Here is a 20,075-nt window from a genome sequence, read left to right as displayed (position 1 = left end):
TTTTGACACCCAAAAAGGCCCAAAAAAAGGGCCAAGTCGGGCAAAACGCATGGGCGGTGCCGGACCTATCAATACGGGTCCTGCCCGATGGCTAAAACATGAGCGACAAGCCTAACTTGGGGTCGAAAGCCGATCTCCTGGAAAACCTTGACCCCCATGAATGTAAAAGTTATTCCACGAAATCAGGTGACTGCCTTGCTGCTGACCTTCGGAGTCATGCTCTTGGTTAGCCAGAATCTCCAAGGGGAAGATAAAAGCAGGCTCCTCAGCTCACGGGATGGGGAGATTGTACGGCATGAGGCGGGGGCAGGAGCGGCCGCGATCAAGGTGGGCGAGCTGGGCGCGCAGAAGGCGCAGAGCCACCACATCCGCCTTTACGCAGCCACGATGGTCACGGAACAGACCAAGCTGGACACCGACCTCCAGCTCCTGGCCGCGCACAAGGAGTTCGAGCTGCCAGCCACGCTGCCGAGCCCGAATGGCGATGGGTTGCGCAAGCTGGAGAAGGCGGAGGGGCTTGAGTTTGACCGGCTCTTCCTCGCCGAGGTGGAGAACAGCCACCAGCAGCGGGTCAGCAAGCTGGAGGAGGCTGCCAGGAACGCCCAGGATGTGGACTTGAAGCGCTGGGCAGAAAACACGATCCAGATGCTGAGGGCCCAGCACAGCCAGCTCCATGGACTGGGCACGGGCATTGTGGCGACGGCGGGACCGGCTTCCTACTCGAGCGCGCCCGCCGTGGGGGCTGGATATTACCGTTGAACGGTCATCGCGACAACCTTCCGAAAGGACGACTCCTCATGTCCAAAAAATCAGTTTTCTGCATCGCCATGTCCCGGGACCAGGCGGACCGCATCGTCGATGATCTCAAGGCGGCCGGTTTTTTGAGCAATGACATCTCCGCGCTTTTTGCAGACACAAGCACGAGCCATGAATTCGCGCATGAGATGAACACGAAGGCTCCGGAAGGCGCCATCGCAGGTGCAGGCACGGGTGGCGTGCTGGGAGGAGCGCTGGGCTGGATCGCCGGCATTGGCGCCCTGGCCATTCCGGGTGCGGGGCCGTTCATCGCCGCCGGTCCGATCATGGCGGCGCTCAGCGGTGCGGCCATCGGCGCCGCGGTGGGCGGGATCACGGGCGGCTTGATCGGGATGGGCATCCCGGAGATCGAGGCGAAGCGCTATGAAGGCATGCTGCAGGAGGGAAACATCCTCCTCTCTGTGCACACAGAGACGTCCGGGCAGATCGAACAGGCCACAGAGATCCTCACACGCAATGGCGCGCAGGACATCTGCGTAAGCCAGGAGGCGGCCACACCAAGCGTGCATTTGCGGGACGAGGAAGCACCCTTTCCTAGAGAGATCCTGCCGCCTCCAGTGCTGTGAGAGGCGTAGAGATAAGCAATGATTTCGGGTTTCACCCCATGGAGAAGGTCAGGTGCCACTCCTAGCATCGGAACAACTTATTTATATCTGCCATGATTGCCACCGACCCCACCATTGATATCTGCAATGAACTGCTTCGCGGCGAAGTTTCTGCCGTGGAAACCTACACGCAGGCCATCGAGGCCTTTGATGACAACCGGGTGGACCTGGAGCTGGAGCGCATCCGCGGTAACCACCAGCAGAACGTCTATGAGCTGCAGAAACTCGCGGCGGAACTGGGCGCGGAGCCGTCCACAGGTTCCGGTGTCTGGGGAGGGTTTGTACAGGCTCTGGAGGGAGCCGCGACGCTCTTTGGCGAGTCCCCTGCCCTGAGGATACTCCAAGCTGGAGAGTCACACGGCATCAGCCAGTATGAGAATGCGCTGGCAAATGAAGATGTGACGCCCGAATTTAAAACATTGATCCGGAAGACACTTCTGCCCCATCTTTCCACGCACCTGATCGAACTGCAGCAGCGGCGCGACCGGGTCAATTAGACATCCTTTGTTAGGCTATCCAAACCCCATCCGAAGACACTGGCATCGCTGCCACGTTTGAACTTACCAAAACTCTATGTGTGGCATCGCTGGAATGATTGACCTGGTCGGAAGACGTGAAGTGCCGGAAGGCGTGGTGGAGAGAATGTCGCGTGCGATCACGCATCGCGGGCCGGATGAGGAGGGCTTCTTCCGGCGGCCGGGTGTGACGATGGTGAACCGGAGGCTGAGCATCGTCGGCATCACGGACGGGCAGCAGCCGATGTGCAATGAGGACAAGACGGCCTACACAGTCTTCAACGGCGAGTTCTTCGACTTCCCGGAGAAGCGCGCGGAGCTGGTGGGCTGCGGGCATACGCTGCACACAAACTGTGACACGGAGATCATCCCGCATCTGTGGGAAGAGAGCAAAGAGGGCATGTTTGAGCGCATGCGCGGGCAGTTTGCCGTGGCGCTGTATGATGTGCACCGGCATCAGGTGACGCTGGGAAGAGATCGCTTCGGCATCGCGCCGCTGTATTGGTCGCGCCAGGGAGAGTGGCTGCTGTTTGCCTCGGAGATCAAGGGACTGCTGGCCTCTGGCATGGTCCCGGCGAAAGCAAACCTGCATGGCCTGGACCACATTTTTACTTTCGGGGCCATGCCTGGTCCGGTGACCTGCTTTGAAGGTGTGCAGCTTCTGAGTCCGGGGCACTATCTGCAAGTCACTCCAGGGCAGACGGAGCCAGTTCAGGAGCGTGCGTATTGGAAAATGGATTTCCCGGATCAGGGTGATGAGAACCCTGAGACAGATCAGCGCAAGCTGGTGGATCAGTTCGAAGATCTGCTCATGAAGGCCGTGGAAAGACGTCTGCGCGCGGATGTGCCGGTGGGCGCCTATCTCTCCGGCGGGCTGGACTCCAGCATGATCGTGGCGATGGCCTGCAAGCTCAAAGGCAACTCCATCAACACCTACACGGTGCGGGTGGATGATCCTGGGCTGGATGAACTCAGCGCGGCGAACCTTTCGGCCAGGCACATTGGCGCGAAGCCGCCGATGGTGCAGGAGTTTCGCTCGAGTGACTCGCTGGACAATTATCCCGAGCTCATTCATGCGGCGGAGGCGCCGGTGATCGACACCTCATGCGCTGCCTTGATGCTGCTGGCGCGGAAGGTGCACCAGAATGGGCAGAAGGTGGTGCTCACGGGTGAAGGCGCGGACGAATGGCTGGCCGGGTATCCGTGGTATAAAATCGCGAAGATGTTTAACGCGATGGATTCGATTCCTGGCTTGAGGCTGAGCGATCTGGCACGACGCGCGTTTCTCAAGCTCAACAAGATCCCGCACTATCCGCCGGAAAGCCGCAAGCAATGGGAGACGGCGGTCGGCGGTCCGAATGCGTGGATCGACAGTTATGGCATGCTGGCGCTTTCGAAGCTGCGCTTCTATGCGGAGCCGATGCGCGAGGTGCTGGCGAAGGCACGGCCCTGGGAAGAGCTGGGCATTGATCTGAATCGAGCGACGAAATGGAGTCCGCTGAACCGTAGTCTGTGGGTGGGAGCGCGAGTGACACTGGCCGGACACCTCTTGCAGGCGAAGGGTGACCGTGTGGCCATGAATTCATCCGTCGAGGTGCGTTATCCGTTCCTGGATGAGGATGTGTTCGACTTCGCTTCCAAGCTGCACCCGCGCTGGAAGCTGAATGGCATGCGTGACAAGCATCTGCTGCGACTGGTGGCGGAGCGCTGGCTACCGAAAGAGATCGCACGCCGGCACAAGGTGATCTTCCGCGCGCCGCTGGACAGCTTCCACATCGAGCCCGAGCCGAAGTTTGTGGGTGAACTCGTCAGTGATGAATCACTGCGCCGCACAGGTTACTTTGACATCGAGCAGGTGAAGCACTGGCGGAAGGCTTACAAGACCTTAAAGCCAGGTTCGCTGCCGCGTTTGTCGGTGGAGATCGGGCTTGCGGCGGTGGTGGCCACGCAACTCTGGCATCACACGTTCATTGAGGGGTCTCTGGCGGATCTGCCGAGCTCGGCAGTGGTGCGGGAGAAGGTGTAGGCAGACACTGAATTTTTAGCCGCAGATAACGCAGAGATGCGCAGATGCTTTGAGCGGGAGCCTTGTCGTCCTGGCTTCTGCGTGTGTTTGGAGGGTTATCCAGGCGAGGGAGACCCCTGAATTTTGACCGCAGATAACGCAGAGATGCGCAGATGGTATGAACGGGAGCCTTGTCTTCCTGGCTTTTGCGTGTGTTTGGAGGGTTGTCTAGGTCGAGGGAGACCCCTGAATTTTAACCGCAGATAACGCAGATGTGCGCAGATGCCCTGAACGGAAGCCCCTGATTGCCGCTGCTTTGAATATTTTGGAGTTTCCTCTTTGAAGCTGGGGCGCAGAGGTACGTTGTTCACGCTTTAGCGGTGTCTTTGAAGTTCATTGAACACGCTGAAGCGTGAACAACGTACGGGCAGCGGCGCGCCTGCGATTTATTGTAACACTCGTTAGACTCAAGGGAGCTTGGCGAGGGCTTCGCGGCCGCGGGGTTTGAGGTCGGTGTCGTCTTTGTCGAGGTCGGGGAGCTTCAGGCCTTTTTCGAGGGCTTTGCGGGCTTCGGCGGTCTTGCCCATCTGGACGTAGGTGCGACCTAACTCAATGTAGTGACGAGGACGGCGCGGATTGATGGCGATGGCCTGCTCAAAGCACTTCACCGCCTCTTCATTGGTAGTGGTGGGAAGTGCGCCATAGATCAGCCGGCTGAGGGCATGCTTCACCATGCCCATGTCCGCGAGCACCTGATGCCAGCGGCCCAGCACATGCCAGGCATTTTCATGACTTGGATTTAAGGCGATGGCGCGCTCCGCGCCGGTCTTGATCAGCGGGATGGAGGCGACCTGGTCCTTCGTGGCCATGTGTGGCAGCATGCGGCCATAGGTGATGGCACAGGAAAGCTGGGCATCGGAATCCTTCGGAGCCAGGGCAGCGGCGCGTTTGCCGTACTCGAGAGCGATGTTGCCGTATTTGAGCTTGTCCTCCTTTGAGGAAGCGTCAGTCAGGAGATGGCGATACTGGCGCGCGATGCGCACGAGCAAGGCGACGTTCTTGGGCTCCAGTTTCTCCGCGGGAAGGTAGTATTTGAGTGCCTCCGCGCCCTTGAACTGGGCATCATAGACATCACCCGCCGCCATAAGCTCAGGAGCCGTTTGGGCCAGACCGGACGAACAGGTCAGCAGGAGCGAGGCGGCGACCGCCAGGCGGAGAAAATAGGAACGTATCATGGTTTTAGGATTTCTTTTCGAGGATGCGGCCTGCGTTCAGGAGCTGAGCTTCACTCAGACGGGGGCCGACAAGCTGGAGGCTTGTCTTTGGGTGGGTTTTACCGTCTTTGGACGGCATGTCGATCGGGATGGCCAGCGCGGGATTGCCGGCAAAATTCACGGCAACGGTGTTCTGCATGCTGAACACGCGCAGCTCAAAGACGGCGTCAGATCCCCAGAATGGCATTTTGGGGGGCATGCCTTGCAAGGTGGGCAGGGCGATGAAATCCACCTGACGGAAGATATTGCGGAGGTCCCGCTGCCAGGCAGCTCTCCGGCTCAGAGCGGCCTTGTAACCGAGCTTGTAGTCGATCTCACCGGACATGATCACAAGCTTGGTGAGAAGGCTCACGCCTTTCTTGTCGGCGTAGTTTTGGTCAGTAAGCCAGGTGTCAGCCCGTGCCACGGTGGCACCGTCTGAGTCCGCACGCTTCCACTTCGCTTTAAAGCTGTCGTTCAAGCGAACGATGCGGAAGCCTTTGGCCTTGAGCTTGTCATCAATGGCTTTGTCGATCTCAGGATCTGTTCCGTCGAGATAGAGTCGTCCGATGGTGATGTGCCGGGCTAGGGGCTCTTCTGCGACAGCGCGCTTGTAACGAGCGGCGAAGTCTGGCTTGAGCAGGTCCATGCCCTTCACAAGATGCTTCACATCTCCTGCCAAGGGACCCACGGTGTCGAGATACTTGGGTGAGATGGGAACCACATTTTTGATGGGGATAAGTCCATACGTCGTCTTCAGGCCATACACGCCACAGCAGGCGGCTGGCACGCGGATGGAACCCGCCGTGTCTGTGCCGATGGCGATGTCTGCCATGTCGGTGGCGACGGCCATGGCCGAGCCGCTCGACGAGCCGCCAGGAATCACTTTATTCTTCCCGTCCAGCTGGCTGAGCGGGCTGCCGAAGAAGCGGTTTTCACCCGAAACGGTGACGGCGAACTCAGTCATATTCACCTTTCCCACCATGCGCACGCCAGGTCTGCGGACGTAGGCCAGACATGGGGCATCCCGGGAAGCTGGCTTGCTGTTCTTCGCCAGATACTCGGATCCAGCGGAAGTGACATGCCCCTTCACGTCGATGTTGTCCTTCACTGCCAGCCGGATCTCCCCATCACCTTTGGGTGGAGGCCAGTAGTGGATGAAGACGTGCTCGCGAGAGCGGTTGAGGCGTCTCTGTTCGGGGGAAAGGCAGCTTGTCAAAAAAGCTGCCAGCATCAGCGTGGTGATCGTGGTTTGGCCTCTCATGGGATCTTTGCGCTCTCACTACGTCCAGGTTTCTGAATAAGTTCCAAAACCTTCGCTGCACCCAGGATAAAGACTGCAGGAGGAAGCAATGCGGAGAGCACGCGGACCTTGGCGATCATGATGCTGCGCAGTGGAAGGCGATGGAGACAGTAACCGGCCAGAACCGCTGTGAGGATGGAGGTGGTGGGAGATTCACGCACTTTCTGCTCACAGGCTTCATAGCCTTCCTTGAGACATTGACGGCCATCGCTAAGCAAGGCAAGAACGTCTTTTTCCACGGAGCTGGGTTCGGGGGATGTTGATGCAAAGGAGTTCATGGGTTCACCAGAATTTGAGGTTGCGACCGAAGCGACCGAGCTGCGCCGCGAGAGTGTGGCTGCCGTTGGAGAAGGTCTTGTCCACGCAGTTCTGTACGGAAGCATAGTCATCCTTCAAATGGGCGGACACGGGCTGCAAGGCCTCGAGGAGCGCATCACGAAACTTGGAAAGTTTCTGGTCGGAAAGCTTTTCCCGGAGGGTCTCCTCACGGCGGCTACCCACGGCCAGCGCGCAGCCGACGGCCACGCCGAAGGCAAGCGCGCCGAGGAGAACCGGCACGGGATGGCTCCGCACGTAGTGGCCGGTGTGAGCCAGCGTGTCCTGAACGCAGGTCCTGGTCGCGTCCACGGCGGTTTGAACTGCATCGGGTGCCTCATCGGAAGTCAACGGGCGGGAAGTCTCGGCAAAGGTGTCTTTGATCATGGGTGTGAGAATGCTGAAGTGATGGGAAGACCCGCGGGGATCGCGGAATGATGCTTGTGCTCATCTGTTACGCGCCCCCTCCGGGTTAGAGATGTGGGGTGATGTCCCCAGCGCCTGTTTCAGTCAGCAACAGGCTGCTCCTTTTTCTGTACACGCTCGTCCGGATTTTCCACCCAGAGGAACATGCCCTTGATGATGTCCATCACGCCCAGGTAGGTGTGGTTCTCCTTGCCGAGTTCTTTCTCAGCCTGGAGATAGGCCTGGGCTTTCTCCTCCCATTGCTGGCCGCTTTCATCCGTGCGGTGAGGCTGGCCTCTGAGCACCGTGTTCACAATGTCGTCCACCTCCTCTTTGGAATGCACGCGGAGCAGCTCCAGCTTCCAACGGAGCGAATGGGCACAGGCGTGGATTCTCTCCAGATGCTCTTCCATGAGGGGGGCCATGTCCTTCCACTCATCCTGCGCGCCGACGTTCAGGCCGATGGCCTGCTCACGCAGGGCGGCGAGGGCTTGCAGGAGCTCGGCGTCATCTTTCGCCAGCGCGTCCCATGCGGCATGGGCATCATCGAGCCGCCCGGGCTCATGACTATGGATGGAACGATCCATCTCGTTCACACGTGCGCGGATTCGCTGGAGGATGGCCTCCACACGGTCCCACTGGTGGCGCCAGGCAGCGCTCCAGTCTCCGGGGGAGCCAAACTCGGCGCCCAGGTCCCGGGCGCGTCTCAGGGTACGCAGAAGATTGTCCTCCAACTCGACCAACTGGTCCGCATCTGTGCGGAGTCCGACTTCGAGTTTGCTGAGGGTTTCGGCATTCAAAACGTCGTTGGGTACTGCATTCATGGGGCAAACCTGCCCGGAAACGTGTGAATCTGCCATGGGGTATACCCCTACCTTTGCCTCAGGAGAAGGCCCGCCCCAGAGGGCAGCCCCCCAACAAAAAGGGTGGCAGCGGCGCGTGTTTCAGCGCTACTGCCACCCTGGGGGTGACTGGAGGCGGCCTCTCTCAGAGGCGGCGCCTGCTCAGTGATTGGTGGAGTTATTTGTCGAGTTCCTTGGCTTTGGCGTGGTGGGCGCGGAGACCGGGGAGGGTCTTGTCGACCCAGGCCTTCAGCTCGGCATTCTTGGTGTCCTTGGAGATGTCCTCGAAGGCATCAATGCACTTCTTGTGGCTGGCCACGACTTCGTCGATGTAGGCATTGTCGAAGTCGGTGCCGGTGCCCTGTTTTTCCAGGTCCTGGAACTTGTCAGCAGCCTTTGGGTCGATCACAGCGGAGATGTCCACACTCTTGGCCGAGGCGAACTGGGTCAGTTCTGCATTGGTTTTGATGTGCTCAGCCGCCAGCGTTTCTGCCAGGGCCTTCACATCGGCGCTCGCGCCTTTTTTCATGGCCAGTTCGGCGAGTTTCACCTCAGCCTGACCGTCAGCAGCGGCCTGCTTGATGAAGGAGACCTCACCGGAGGTGAGACCTGCTTTGTTTTCTTCCGAACGGACCTGGGCACCGAGCATGAGCAGTGCGCACATGGCGAGCGTGGCCGTGGAGAAGAGGGTAGTGGATAGTGTTTTCATAGCGTATTGTTGGTTATAGGTTTGTTCGGTTATCAGTGTTTGTGACATGACACCAAATCGAGCGTCATGGGACCACGCTAGAGGGTCTCCAAAAGGATTCCATGGGGTGAACTACCCACCTCTTGAACCAGGATCGGATTCCGGACAAAACAATGACCTAACAATAGTTGCAAACTACTCATTACCAACAGAATGCAAACTTATTAACATTTAATGTGTTCATGGAATGACCTTGATCCATGAACGCAGGAAGCCCCTCCTGATAAGCAGGTCATCCGGACACCTTATGGCATCATGCAAAACGCTCTGCACGCGCCCGCCATTCAACGCCTGTCAGGCCCAGTCATGAGCGGGCATGCTCAATGCTTGCGAGGTGTTTTCCCCACCGTCACAAAGGTGTTCACCCGGTTCACCTGGATTTCCAAGAGGGTGGTGGTGTTCTCAAAGAGGAAGGCTGGCGCATTGGTCTTCGCCCCCGTGTGGTGCAGGACGACATTCTGCAATTGATCAACTGCATAGGAAATGCCGCCATCGATACGAGGAACATACACCCGCATCGAAAGCGTCACGGGCTCAGCCAGCAGAGTGGCTGCATTCGAGAGCAGGCTTTTGAGCTTGCCGGTGTCCACCAGGAGTCTGCGATGACTTGGATCCTGGGAGTGAGTGTGGACCTCTCCCAAAAGCAGCTTCTGCGCCTCGTCGCTGAAGTCCTGCTCGGCGTCTGAAAGCTTGGAGTCCCGAGCAATGCCGTTGGTCGATTTGGAGGCTTTGAGAATGAAAAACTCGAGGGTGAAGTCCAGGATGGGGTTTCCCTGATCATCCACCGCACGAACGGCGAACTGCTGAAACCTGGGCTTCTGAGTCTGCGCGTAAGTGTCCACCGTGATCTTCTCTGCACGAGTGCAGAGGGTCTTGAAAGCGGCAGGTGTCTTGCAGCTCAAGGCTTCAAGAAGCATGTCTGCGGCCAGGGTGCCTTTGGTCGCGGCACTATCGACGATGCCACCGTGATCCAGACCCGGCAAAACGGCCCAGGCGTATTCATCCACCGGATCTTCGGCGCTCCATTCATAAGGCGTGTAAGTGTCTCCTTCTCCTTTGCCCTTGGTGCAGTCGAGCGTGAGCTTGAGAGCGTTCAGCGAGGTGCCGGCAATCACCACGGTGCCATCCGTGCCAGGCTTGTTAATCCAGCCACGCGCTCCATCGTAATCCTTGGCGCCCACCAGAATGGTCACCTGAATGCGCTCCGCGCTGTAAGGCTCCAGGCCGCTGAGCAGATCCAGATGAGCGAGGTGCCACTGATAGGGGCTGCCAAGCTCCAGCCCGTCCAGCAACTGACGGCCGACCTCAAGAAGATCACCGATCTTCCACCGGCCTTTGAAAAGGCTGCCGAGAAACGATTTGCCGCGATGAGCGAGCGGAGAACCGAAGTTCGCCGGAGCCAGCATGATGATGCGTTTGACCGGGCAGAGGTCACGGCTCGCCTTGGAGTCCAGGTAATAGCGGGAAATCCAGTGGCGGATCACCAATCCGCCGGTGGAATGCACGACGACGTTCAGGTTGACCAAGGGCTGGCCACCTTTGTCGATGAAGCCCTGCTTGATGAACTCATCATTCAGCCCATCAACGACATCATCAAAGGTCAGGTTGTCCTCCCGCGATTCATAGTCCGCGTAGAAGATGGTGCCGACGTTGGCGACGCCACTGCCCTCCATGAACTTCTTGAGAGCCACAAAGGACTCCGAGCAATCTGACCAGCCGTGAATGATGACGGTATGTGTTGCGGGCATGGGCCATGAAGTCAGGGCCGTCTGCACCCGCAAGTAAATCATTTCTCACACAAAAACATGTGCGTGACCGCTTGCTGTCCTGGGTGAAGCCAGGACAGCAAGCATGAACCTTGGCGGTGCTGCTCAATCTCGAAAGGGATCCCGAAGCACGATGGTGTCATCACGCTGCGGGCTGGTGCCGAGGAGGTAGAGGGAGGCGCCAACCAACTTTTCGATTCGGCGGACGTAGCGTTGTGCGGCAGCGGGGAGTTTGTCCCACTCGCGGATGCCCTGGGTGTTTTCAGACCAGCCATCGCACTCTTCATAGATGGGCTCCAGGCGGAGCGCATCGCTGAGGCGTGCGGGGAGATAGTCGATCTTCACGCCGTCCAGAAGGTAGCCGGTGCAGATCTTGAGGGTGGTGAAGCCATCAAGTACATCGAGCTTGGTGAGGACCATGCCGGTCACTCCACTAAGCTCCACGGCCTGGCGCACGAGGACGGCATCAAACCAGCCACAGCGGCGCTTACGACCGGTGTTGGTGCCGTATTCGGCACCGAGGCCACCCGCAGCACCGCGTGTGAGGCGCTCGCCGGTTTCGTCCAGGAGCTCGGTGGGGAATGGACCTGAGCCAACGCGTGTGGTGTAGGCTTTGACGATGCCGAGCACGCGGCCCATGGTGGTGGAGGCGACGCCTGCACCTGCGGACACCTGCCCTGCGACCGTGTTGGACGAGGTGGTGTAGGGATAGGTGCCGTGGTCGACATCCAGCATGGCGGCCTGCGCGCCTTCAAAGAGGACGCGCTGGCCGCTGGCGATGGCTTCATTGATCATGCGCCAGACGACCGGGCGGATGTGCGCGGCGAACTTGGGATAGATCTCGAGCAAGGGTGACAATACTTCGTTAGGCGTCAGTGTTGGCAGGCCAAGGTCTGCGCGCAGGGGGTTGTGATGAGCGAGCAGGCGCTCGACACGATCCTGCAGTGCTGAGGGATCGGCGAGATCGGCGTAACGAATGGCGCGACGACCGGCTTTGTCTTCATAGGCGGGGCCGATGCCGCGACCTGTGGTGCCGATCTTTTTGTCCCCTGCCCTGGCTTCGCGGGCGAGGTCGAGTTCGCGGTGCAGCGGCAGCACGACGGTGGCGGCTTCGGAGATAACCAGGTTTTCCGGGGTGACCGAAAGGCCCACGGAGCGGGCGCGCTCCATTTCATCCAGCAAGGCCCAGGGATCGACCACGACGCCGTTGCCGATGATCGAGAGCTTTCCCTGCACCACGCCGGATGGGAGCAGCGCGGTCTTGTACGTTTTATCGCCGACGGCAATGGTATGCCCGGCGTTGTTGCCGCCTTGAAAGCGGACGGCGATGTCTGCGCGAGTGGCGAGCCAGTCAATGACCTTGCCCTTGCCTTCATCGCCCCATTGAGTTCCTACGACCGTGACATTTGACACAACTATAATCCTCCACCCTGCCGGGTGAATCCTGACCGCCCTTCGACAGGACTCGGCGGCTGGATGTAAGGTTTAGTCGCTGGCGGAAGTGCCGTGGCGAGAATGCGCCTATCTTTAAACGAAACTGCCTTTTGTCAAGAAACACGGCGATACGCACCCACCCCGAAGCATTTCGTCAAGGAGCAGCCACTGCGGAGCTTTCTGCCCGCAAACAATAGCGTTCACGATGCTAGAACCTGGCCGGACTGCGGCTGGTCCGTGTGAAAAGGCGGCAACCCAAGAGGGATTCCAGGCGTTGAATTTACGAACTCACGGCGGACTGGCTGAGATCGAGGCGGCGCGCAGGCGCAGTGAAGCCTCCACTCTCATAGATCCGATGACATCGATCCATTTTCATTATGATTCGCGCCGTGATGCTATAGAGCCATGACATTCTTCCACTTTCATTGCCTACAGACTGGTTCGGCGCTTGGTGCCATCCAGACGTCTCTGGCAGCCATTCTTGTCATCAGCCTTTTCGCCCTCACCGGGTGCGCGACGCGCCCAGTCTCCGAGCCACAAGCTGACCCGACAGCGCGGAACAAGACGGTGCAACTGCAGATCTTCCTGGATGGCCGGAACTTCGGGCCTGGGGTGGTGGACGGGCACGAAGGCGAGTTCACCCGCAAGGCGCTGGCGCTTTATCAGCAGTCGCAGAACATGCCGTCCAATGTGGTGCCGGATGTGAGTTCGATCACCCCTTACACCGATTATGCGGTGACGGCGGATGATCTGGGCAGACTCGGCACCATGGCCGTGGAGCCCGTGGATCAGGCGCAGCAAAAGAGCCTTCCCTACACGCGGCTCAGCGAGCTTTTGGCGGAGCGTTTTCATACGACGGTGGCGTTTGTGACGGAACTGAATGCCGGGCGTTCCGTGGATGCCTTGACAGCCGAGGAGGTCATCCGTGTGCCCAACATCCAAAGACCTTTCCGAGTGGTCAACTATCCTTCTGGTTATGCCCGGCCACCAGCGTCCGTTGTCGAGACACGGCGGGTGCTGGTGGACACACGCCTCCGCATGCTACGAGTGACGGACGGATCTCGATTGCTTGCAGCGTTTCCTCTGACTCCTGGATCTCAGGAGCATCCAGCTCCTCTAGGTGAATGGAAAATCACCGGCGCAGTGCCATGGCCTTGGTATCGCTATGATGAAGGCGTGTTGAAAAGGGGTGTCAGGACCGAGACCTTTTATAACCTTCCACCGGGCCCGAACAGTCCCGTCGGTGTCTTGTGGACGGGGCTGAACAGACCAGGTGTGGGCATTCATGGGACATCATTTCCAGAAACGATTGGACGGGCAGGCAGCCACGGCTGCATCCGGCTTTCGAACTGGGACGCCGCCACTTTTTATACCTTGGTTCAGAAAGGCATGGCGGTGACGATCCAATAGGTGGCGGCACCGGGGATCGGAGGACTTTTCGATCAGTCAGCGAGAAGGGATTTGTTTCGCCAGGCTTGTCCGGGGACAAACGGCCACATCCAATCTGCATTGACCTAACAATATTTGCCGATTAACGCGTGTAAGAGATTCCTACAGCGTCTCATGGAGAGAACGTAATGATAGCGCAGGCCTCAATGTGAATGTTGATCGAGGCCTTTGGAACCTCCGAGTCGAAAGCCCAAAATGAAGGGGCGCGACTCACGAAGCGAATCACCCTGCTGCGGGCTGAAGCGCCGCGCTCCACGGAGCAAGCTTCCGGCTCTGCTCTGGAGAGGGTGAGCGGACGATGCGATGTGCAGGACGTGCAAGCAACCTTGGTTCGGCGGCGGATCTGCTGTGATCTGCCGCCGAACCAACGAGATTGATCAAGCTTCCAGTTTCCAGGGGCCGCGGTATTCGCGGGTGAGGAGTTTGGAGGCTTCGGGGTCGCCGATGATTTCTTCTTTGACGGGGTCCCATTTAATGGGGCGGTTCACGAGGAAGGAGATGAGGGCGAGGTGGCCTGGGGTGGCGCTGCGATGGGCGGTCTCGACGGGGGTGACGGTGGGCTTGCGGCTCTTCACGCAGTCCAGGAAGTTCCGGTGATGGCCGGGGGTGGCGTAGAGGCGGTGCTTGATGACGTCATCGCCCAATTTGGGGGCGGCGGAGCCTTCGACGACTTTGTCGCCCTCGCGCTTTTTGATGATCTTTTTGAGCTCGGGTTTGGAGGCATCATAGCTGCCGCGGTTGACGTGGACCCAGCCGTCGGTGCCGATCCATTTGGTGCCCATGGCGATGTCGTCATGGCCGCCGGCGATGATCATGGTGATGTCTCCGGCGTAGGTGGCCTCGGCGCGGTATTTAGTGGCGGTGTTCCAGATGTCGGTGCGCGGTGGCATGTCCACCTGGAGGGGTTTGACGAGGCTGGGGCCGGAGCTGTCCATATCCATGCCCCAGTGGGCGATGTCGCAATGGTGGCCGATCCAGTCGAGGAGCTGGCCGCCGCCGATGTTGTAGTCCCAGCGCCAGTTTTTATGCACGCGGCACTCGATGTAGTCCTGCATGGCGGCGGGGCCGATCCACATCTCATAGTCGAGCTCCGCAGGTGGCGGGGTGACGCTGCGTTTGTCGCCGGTTTTGGCGAAGTCGTTGTGACCAGCGGGGAGGCCGACCTCGACGCGGGTGAGTTTGCCGATGAGGCCGTTGCGGACGATCTCGGCACCGATGCGGAAGTTATCCTCACTGCGCTGCCAGGAGCCAGTCTGCCAGATGCGGTTGTGCTTCTGCACGGCGCGGACAATGGCCTGCTGCTCGGCTATGGTGCGGGCGAGCGGTTTTTCACCGTAGATGTCCTTGCCGTTCTTCGCGGCCTCGATGGAAGTCAGGGCGTGCCAGTTGTCCGGGATGGCGAGCATGACGGTGTCGATGTCCTTGCGGGCCATGAGCTCGCGGTAATCGTGATAGCCTTTGCAGTCCTGGTTCTTGTAGGCGCCGTTGATGGTACCGAGGGCTTTTTCGAGATTGCGCTTATCGATGTCACAGGCGGCGACGATCTGGCAGTCGGGCTCCTGGAGGAATTTGCTGGTGTTGCTGGGGCCCATCATGCCCCAGCCGAAGACGGCCATGGTGATCTTGTTCGAGGGGGCGTTCTGGCCGAAGACGGAGGCCGGGACGATGGTGGGGAAGCCGATGGCAGCGGCGGAGTGGGCGAGAAACTGACGACGGCTGGTGTAGGGGACTCGTTTCATGGCAGGGGTTGGGCTGAAGGCGATGCTGACCGGGCTTTTAGCGGAGTGAGGAAACGTGTGTCGAGAGTTAAATCGATCTGGGGCAATTGGGGAACTGCGGAGGTCTGGGGAGGAACGTGATGGGCCTGAGCATAGGTCGGGCTTTCAGCCCTCGACTGAGACGGACGTGAGGTGGCTGGGATTCCCTGGGCCGTTGGCCCAGGCTGGTATGGAAAGGGCCTTTGGCCCGCATCCATCGACGGGTGATTGGGGAGATGCTGATCGCTAACGGGTCTGAGGGCGGGATGTCCGTTGATTTCACCACCGAGAACACAGAGGAGCACAGAGGTTTTGGAACGGAAGTCTGAGGTGAACTTGTGGGTTCATTGAGGCTCCGACACATTCGTCCTTCACTATCCAGCTTCGGAGAACGAGGCAGAGCCCTACCGGGGGTGTTGGGGGCGCTGCCGCGTCTGTGAGATTTCGGAGAACGAGGCGGAGTTTACCGGGCTGGCTTTTGCGGCTGTGTTCCGACATCCTTGTTTGCAACGAACCGCGCCTATGCTTGTCTCATGCCTCACCCCGATTTTTTCGTGGTGTTAAATCCGACAGCGGATTCCTTTCCTCCTCGTCTTCCCTGCCCCACATGCCCACCTTTGCCTACCAAGCCTCCGATGCCGCTGGACGAGATGTCGCCGGATCTGTGGAGGCTCCTGACCGCGCCAGTGCTGTGCGGCAGCTCACGGGACGTGGTCTGCAGCCCTTCCAGGTGAAGGAAGGCCCGGCCAAGCCGCTGGTTCGCGGTGTGGGCAAGGCCCCAGCGGCAGGAGCCGCGACGGCCAAAGGTGGCAAGGGTAAGACAGCGGCTGCAGTGGCCGCCGAGGAGGCCTCCAGCGGACCGATCAAGATTGGAGGCAAGCAGCTCCAGCTTTTCACGGAGGAGCTGGCGGAGCTTCTGGAAGCGGGCATGCGACTGGAGCAGGCGCTGAAGCTGATGGAGGGCAAGGGCACGGGTGGCACGCATAGCCGGATCGCGGCGCGTCTGGGTGGATTGATCCGTGAAGGTCACCCTTTCAGCAGCGCGCTGAAGCAGGCATCTCCCTCCTTCAATGAGCTGTACTGCGCGGTGGCGGCTGCGGGTGAGGCGGGTGGATCACTTTCAGAGTCGATGAAGCGCCAGGGGATGTACCTGGCAAAGGTACGCGAGTTGAAGAGCCAAGTGGCAGTGGCGATGATCTACCCCAGCTTCCTCGGTTTCTCGGCGATCGCGGTGACGATTCTCTTCACCACGTTTCTCATTCCGCGACTCAGCGGAATGATGACGAAGATGCGCGGTGGTGTGCCGAAAGGGGTGCAGCTCATCCTGGATTTCTCCGCTTTCCTGCGCGGCTACTGGTGGCTGCTGCTGGCTGGCATCGCGCTCATTGGACTGCTCTTCTGGGTGTGGTCGAACTCGAAGCAAGGCCGGCCGGTCTGGGACCGGACGAAGCTGCGGATCCCCTTCTTCGGCAATGTGCTGATGGCGAACTTCCACACACAATTTCTGGAGACGCTGGCTTCTCTCACCGGTGGTGGTCTGCCACTGCTGAAGGGGCTGGAACTTGCCTCGCGCATCTCGGCGAATCTTTTCATTCAAAAGCAGCTCGGGAGTGTGATCGACGGAGTGCGCGATGGCTCTGCCCTTTCGCGATCTCTGGAGAAGACGGCGCTCTTTCCCATCAATCTGCTGGAGATGGTGCGCATCGGCGAACACACGGGTGACATCAGCGGCACTCTGCGCCGCGCGGCTGACCGCTGCGGTCGTGAGCTGGAAAAGAGCCTGGAAAAGCTGATGGCCATGCTGCAGCCGATGATCATTCTGGTGATGGCAGGCCTGGTGGGCGTGATGGCTTACATGATGATCACGATCATCTACGACACGGTGGCCACGCTGAACTCGCGCCGCTGATTTGATTTCCTGGATGACGACTTCCGAACAATCTGCCAGCCTTTTGACTCCAACCGCCTAGCCCCCTTTTCCTCAACCCCATGAAAATCCAAGCCGCCCCCAAACGCCTCCCCCGGAGCCTCCGCTCAGCTTTCACCCTGATGGAGATGATCCTGGTGCTGGCCATCATCGCCATTCTGATCGCCATCGGTGCGGCCACGCTGGGTGACTTTGACGAGCAGGCGAAGATCACCGCTGCGCGCGCGCAGATCGGCACCGTTTCGACAGCCATCAAGATGTACAAGGTGAACAACCGCAACCTGCCGCCGAGCCTGGATGCGCTGGTGAAACCGCCGGCGAACGTGCCGGTGAAAAAGCCGTTCATCGAATCTAACGGCATCGTGGATCCGTGGGACAACAAGTACATCTACAAGAGCCCAGGCCGCGAAGGCAAAGCCTATGACCTGTACTCCGCTGGCGCCGACAAGAAGGACGGCACGGATGACGATGTGCATTGAGCCAATTGTAAGATGACTTTTACAGTGTCAGCTTTGCGCGAGATGTGGGCGGAACCTAGCTTTCCGTCCGCATCATGCCCGACTCGAACGTCCAGGAATACATCGACACCCCCGCCTCACGCCTGGAGTTGGCGCATTTCCTAAGGCAAACAGGGGATCTGCCGGCTGGCAGCTGTTCGTGGGAGGAACGACTTGCCCACTGGTGGGATGAAAATCCCCATGCATCCATGCATCCTCTGCGCGGATACATCGTCCGCGATGGGGGAAAAATGGTAGGTTACGGCGGAGCCATCCCGGTCAGCTACTCTCTGGATGGGCAACGCATCGGCGCCCTGGCTGCCACCACCCTGCGGGTGAATGAAGGGCACGTCCAATGCGGGCTGGGCATCATGCTCCGCATGCGCCGCCTGGGTGAGCAAGTCCCCTTTGCGCATACCACGCCCGTGCCGAAGCTGCGGAAGGTGCTGCACGACATGGGGGCGAAGGTAGAATCACATTTGGTTCGGCGTCTGGTGCCAATCGGCACCTTTTCACGACTCCTGCCAGGCGGCTCAGGCTGGCCCAAGCTGGATCCGTCCATGACCGTGGTCACCTCAGTCAGTGATGTGACAAGGCTGGCGGAGCCTGCCCTGCCCCGGAAGGGACTGGAGCCCTTTGTCTCCCTGGAATCCCTGTGCTGGCAGCTGACCACGCCCATGCACCAGCTGCACTTCATCGGTGCGGTGGACATCACGGGCACGCTTTACTCCTGCCTGATCCTGCGCCGGCGAGAGCGGGTGATGCGCGCCTTCACGGCCTGGGAAGTGGTGCAGTCCTGGACAGCGCGGAACAGTGCGGAGGAAGTGCAGGCTCTGGTGGGCAAGCTGGTGCGTGATCCGGGCCTGCTGGGAGAGAGGCTGAACTGGCTTTCAAGCACAGCCTTTCCCGAAGACAGGCACTGGGAGGGCACGCCCCGCCTGACGGAGCACCAGGAGGAGGTCTGCCATTACTTCCTGCTGCCGGAGTCCTGCCGTGAGGTCAAGAAGCTCTCCATGCTGGCCGAGGGTGATCTGCTGCTGTGAGGATGCTGGTCTGAGGAGAGCGATGATCAGACCACCGCAAAGTCTGCGGGCTTGTGCCCGTAGATGGCGAAGCGGGTCATGAAGCGGAGCAGGTTTTTGCTGTACGGATGATTGGTTAGGCCACCACCCGCCATGCCGGAGATGTTCTTCTCAAAGTGGCGCTGCATGATCATGCTGAACTTGCCGGGGAAGCGGCGGGACATCTCCGTGCCGGTGCGCTGGAGGGCAAAGATCTGGCCGCCGTAAAAGATGTCCACCAGCTCCTGCCAGGCCACGAGCATCTGGCGGAACCAGTCGAAGTAAGAGTGAAAGGCTTTGTCCCAGCCATTCGGGGAGTTTTGCATGATGGCATCTGCCAGCATCTCCGCGGAGGTCATGGCCATGCAGAGGCCGGGAGAGAGCATGGGATCAACAAATCCAAACGCGTCTCCCACGCTCACCCAGCCCTCGCCATGCCCCTGATCAGAGATGAGCTGGTAGTTCGCATAGGTGGTGACGGGCGTGATGCGCTTGCGGTTTGAGCAGGCTTCGATCAGCGGCTTGTTTTGCTCGATCATGGCCTCAAGCTGTTCCTCGGCATTGCTGCCGTATTTCTTGGCGTGTTCCTTGTCCACGACAACGCCGATGGAGAGGGCGTGGAGGAGCGGGATGCGCCAGGACCAGCCGTGCTTCAGACGGGTGATGATGGTCTGCCCAGCAGGCATGGGCATCTCACAGTTTTCGTAGTGGGCAAAGTGGGAGATGTCCTTGCGCTTGCCGATCTTGGCGGTGAGGCCGAGCAGCTTTGCAAAGAGGCGGCGGCGGCCGCTGGCATCCACGAGCAGATCTGGCTGCCTGCCATTCCAGTCGGGGACGAGGGCGAGGGTCTCGGGGGCGAGTTGCGGCACCACTTCACCACGCTCGGTGACTCCGGTCTGGAGCTTCACGGTGCATGGGATGAAGCGCGCGCCGGATTTGATGGCGGTTTCATGCACCAGATCATCAAAGGGGCGGCGGGCCACATTGTAGGCGTAGGTGGGCAGGACGCCGCGCATGGCGGTGAAAGACAGCTCGAGCTTGTCATTCTCATCAAAGATCCAGGTCACACCGGGCTTGTAGGTGCCGAGCTTCGCGACCTCGTCCTCAATGCCCATGCGACGAAACACGGTGACGAGACGAGGGATGAGCGACTCTCCCACGACCATCTCGGGGCGTCTGCCATCATCAAAAAACACGGCATCCACACCCTCTTTAGCCAGGAGTGAAGCAAGGGTGGCTCCAGCGGGGCCGGCTCCCACGATGCCGACGCGATAAGGTTTCCGTGCGATCTTCATAGTGATATGCGCCAGAATAGAAGCCTGCGGCCATCCCGCAAGGCATGGCGTGCGCTGGGTGAGAGATTTCTGGCTCTCGTCA

18 protein-coding genes are annotated in these 20,075 nt (G+C 59.6%); 8 read left to right on the top strand and 10 right to left on the bottom strand.

All coding sequences use genetic code 11. The annotated features are described in order from the left end of the window. Nucleotides 1-156 precede the first annotated feature (156 nt). From BGE01nite_RS14845 to asnB, 4 genes are all read left to right on the top strand, one after another. A complete protein-coding gene (locus tag BGE01nite_RS14845; protein ID WP_146851267.1) occupies nt 157-759 on the top strand; it encodes a DUF4142 domain-containing protein in 603 nt (200 codons plus the stop codon). A 38-nt stretch (nt 760-797) separates the two neighbouring features. Beyond that, the gene (locus BGE01nite_RS14840) at nt 798-1,382 is read left to right on the top strand and encodes a DUF3341 domain-containing protein (protein ID WP_218032997.1); all 585 of its coding nucleotides are present in this window, start codon (nt 798-800) and stop codon (nt 1,380-1,382) included. A 92-nt stretch (nt 1,383-1,474) separates the two neighbouring features. After that, nucleotides 1,475-1,918, top strand: a complete 444-nt coding sequence (locus tag BGE01nite_RS14835; protein ID WP_146851266.1) for a DUF2383 domain-containing protein — start codon at nt 1,475-1,477, stop codon at nt 1,916-1,918. A gap of 76 nt (nt 1,919-1,994) precedes the next feature. Then, nucleotides 1,995-3,962, top strand: a complete 1,968-nt coding sequence (gene asnB / locus BGE01nite_RS14830) for an asparagine synthase (glutamine-hydrolyzing) (protein ID WP_146851265.1) — start codon at nt 1,995-1,997, stop codon at nt 3,960-3,962. A 446-nt stretch (nt 3,963-4,408) separates the two neighbouring features. Here asnB and BGE01nite_RS14825 read toward each other — a convergent pair whose 3' ends face one another. The 8 genes from BGE01nite_RS14825 to BGE01nite_RS14790 all read right to left on the bottom strand — a co-directional run bounded on the left by BGE01nite_RS14825 (nt 4,409) and on the right by BGE01nite_RS14790 (nt 11,986). Then, nucleotides 4,409-5,176 carry a tetratricopeptide repeat protein gene (locus BGE01nite_RS14825; RefSeq protein ID WP_146851264.1) on the bottom strand — a complete coding sequence of 256 codons (768 nt, stop codon included), beginning with the start codon at nt 5,174-5,176 and terminating at the stop codon, nt 4,409-4,411. Between the two features lie 4 nt (nt 5,177-5,180). Then, entirely contained in the window at nt 5,181-6,458 is a 1,278-nt protein-coding gene (locus tag BGE01nite_RS14820) for an amidase (RefSeq protein WP_146851263.1), read from the bottom strand. Next, nucleotides 6,455-6,775, bottom strand: coding sequence for a hypothetical protein (locus BGE01nite_RS14815; protein WP_146851262.1), 321 nt, complete (start codon nt 6,773-6,775; stop codon nt 6,455-6,457). Before BGE01nite_RS14815 ends, BGE01nite_RS14820 begins: the two co-directional genes overlap by 4 nt. A gap of 4 nt (nt 6,776-6,779) precedes the next feature. Then, nucleotides 6,780-7,199, bottom strand: a complete 420-nt coding sequence (locus BGE01nite_RS14810; RefSeq protein ID WP_146851261.1) for a hypothetical protein — start codon at nt 7,197-7,199, stop codon at nt 6,780-6,782. A gap of 119 nt (nt 7,200-7,318) precedes the next feature. Further along, nucleotides 7,319-8,041 (bottom strand): hypothetical protein, encoded by a 723-nt coding sequence (locus tag BGE01nite_RS14805; RefSeq protein ID WP_146851260.1) that lies wholly within the window; start codon nt 8,039-8,041, stop codon nt 7,319-7,321. 196 nt (nt 8,042-8,237) lie between these two features. Then, nucleotides 8,238-8,768, bottom strand: coding sequence for a DUF4142 domain-containing protein (locus BGE01nite_RS14800; RefSeq protein ID WP_170266803.1), 531 nt, complete (start codon nt 8,766-8,768; stop codon nt 8,238-8,240). 359 nt (nt 8,769-9,127) lie between these two features. Continuing rightward, nucleotides 9,128-10,555, bottom strand: coding sequence for an esterase/lipase family protein (locus BGE01nite_RS14795; protein WP_146851258.1), 1,428 nt, complete (start codon nt 10,553-10,555; stop codon nt 9,128-9,130). A gap of 123 nt (nt 10,556-10,678) precedes the next feature. Next, nucleotides 10,679-11,986: an adenylosuccinate synthase gene (locus BGE01nite_RS14790; RefSeq protein WP_146851257.1), complete on the bottom strand. Its 1,308-nt coding sequence runs from the start codon at nt 11,984-11,986 to the stop codon at nt 10,679-10,681. 426 nt (nt 11,987-12,412) lie between these two features. Between BGE01nite_RS14790 and BGE01nite_RS14785 the strand changes: the two genes are divergently transcribed. Then, entirely contained in the window at nt 12,413-13,417 is a 1,005-nt protein-coding gene (locus tag BGE01nite_RS14785) for a L,D-transpeptidase family protein (RefSeq protein ID WP_146851256.1), read from the top strand. A 416-nt stretch (nt 13,418-13,833) separates the two neighbouring features. On the opposite strand, the gene BGE01nite_RS14780 is transcribed toward BGE01nite_RS14785, so the two are convergent. Continuing rightward, a complete protein-coding gene (locus BGE01nite_RS14780) occupies nt 13,834-15,195 on the bottom strand; it encodes a Gfo/Idh/MocA family protein (protein ID WP_146851255.1) in 1,362 nt (453 codons plus the stop codon). 625 nt (nt 15,196-15,820) lie between these two features. Between BGE01nite_RS14780 and BGE01nite_RS14775 the strand changes: the two genes are divergently transcribed. The 3 genes from BGE01nite_RS14775 to BGE01nite_RS14765 all read left to right on the top strand — a co-directional run bounded on the left by BGE01nite_RS14775 (nt 15,821) and on the right by BGE01nite_RS14765 (nt 18,680). Further along, a complete protein-coding gene (locus BGE01nite_RS14775; RefSeq protein WP_146851254.1) occupies nt 15,821-17,122 on the top strand; it encodes a type II secretion system F family protein in 1,302 nt (433 codons plus the stop codon). 80 nt (nt 17,123-17,202) lie between these two features. Further along, entirely contained in the window at nt 17,203-17,619 is a 417-nt protein-coding gene (locus BGE01nite_RS14770; protein WP_146851253.1) for a type II secretion system protein GspG, read from the top strand. A 227-nt stretch (nt 17,620-17,846) separates the two neighbouring features. Further along, nucleotides 17,847-18,680, top strand: a complete 834-nt coding sequence (locus BGE01nite_RS14765) for a hypothetical protein (protein ID WP_146851252.1) — start codon at nt 17,847-17,849, stop codon at nt 18,678-18,680. Between the two features lie 26 nt (nt 18,681-18,706). Here BGE01nite_RS14765 and BGE01nite_RS14760 read toward each other — a convergent pair whose 3' ends face one another. Further along, the gene (locus tag BGE01nite_RS14760; protein ID WP_146851251.1) at nt 18,707-19,993 is read right to left on the bottom strand and encodes an NAD(P)/FAD-dependent oxidoreductase; all 1,287 of its coding nucleotides are present in this window, start codon (nt 19,991-19,993) and stop codon (nt 18,707-18,709) included. Nucleotides 19,994-20,075: the final 82 nt, after the last annotated feature.

Source organism: Prosthecobacter gellanilyticus (genome assembly GCF_007992435.1).
Lineage (GTDB): Bacteria > Verrucomicrobiota > Verrucomicrobiia > Verrucomicrobiales > Verrucomicrobiaceae > Prosthecobacter > Prosthecobacter gellanilyticus.
Note: the sequence above shows the minus strand (reverse complement) of the source record. Positions and strands in the feature narration are given on the sequence as shown.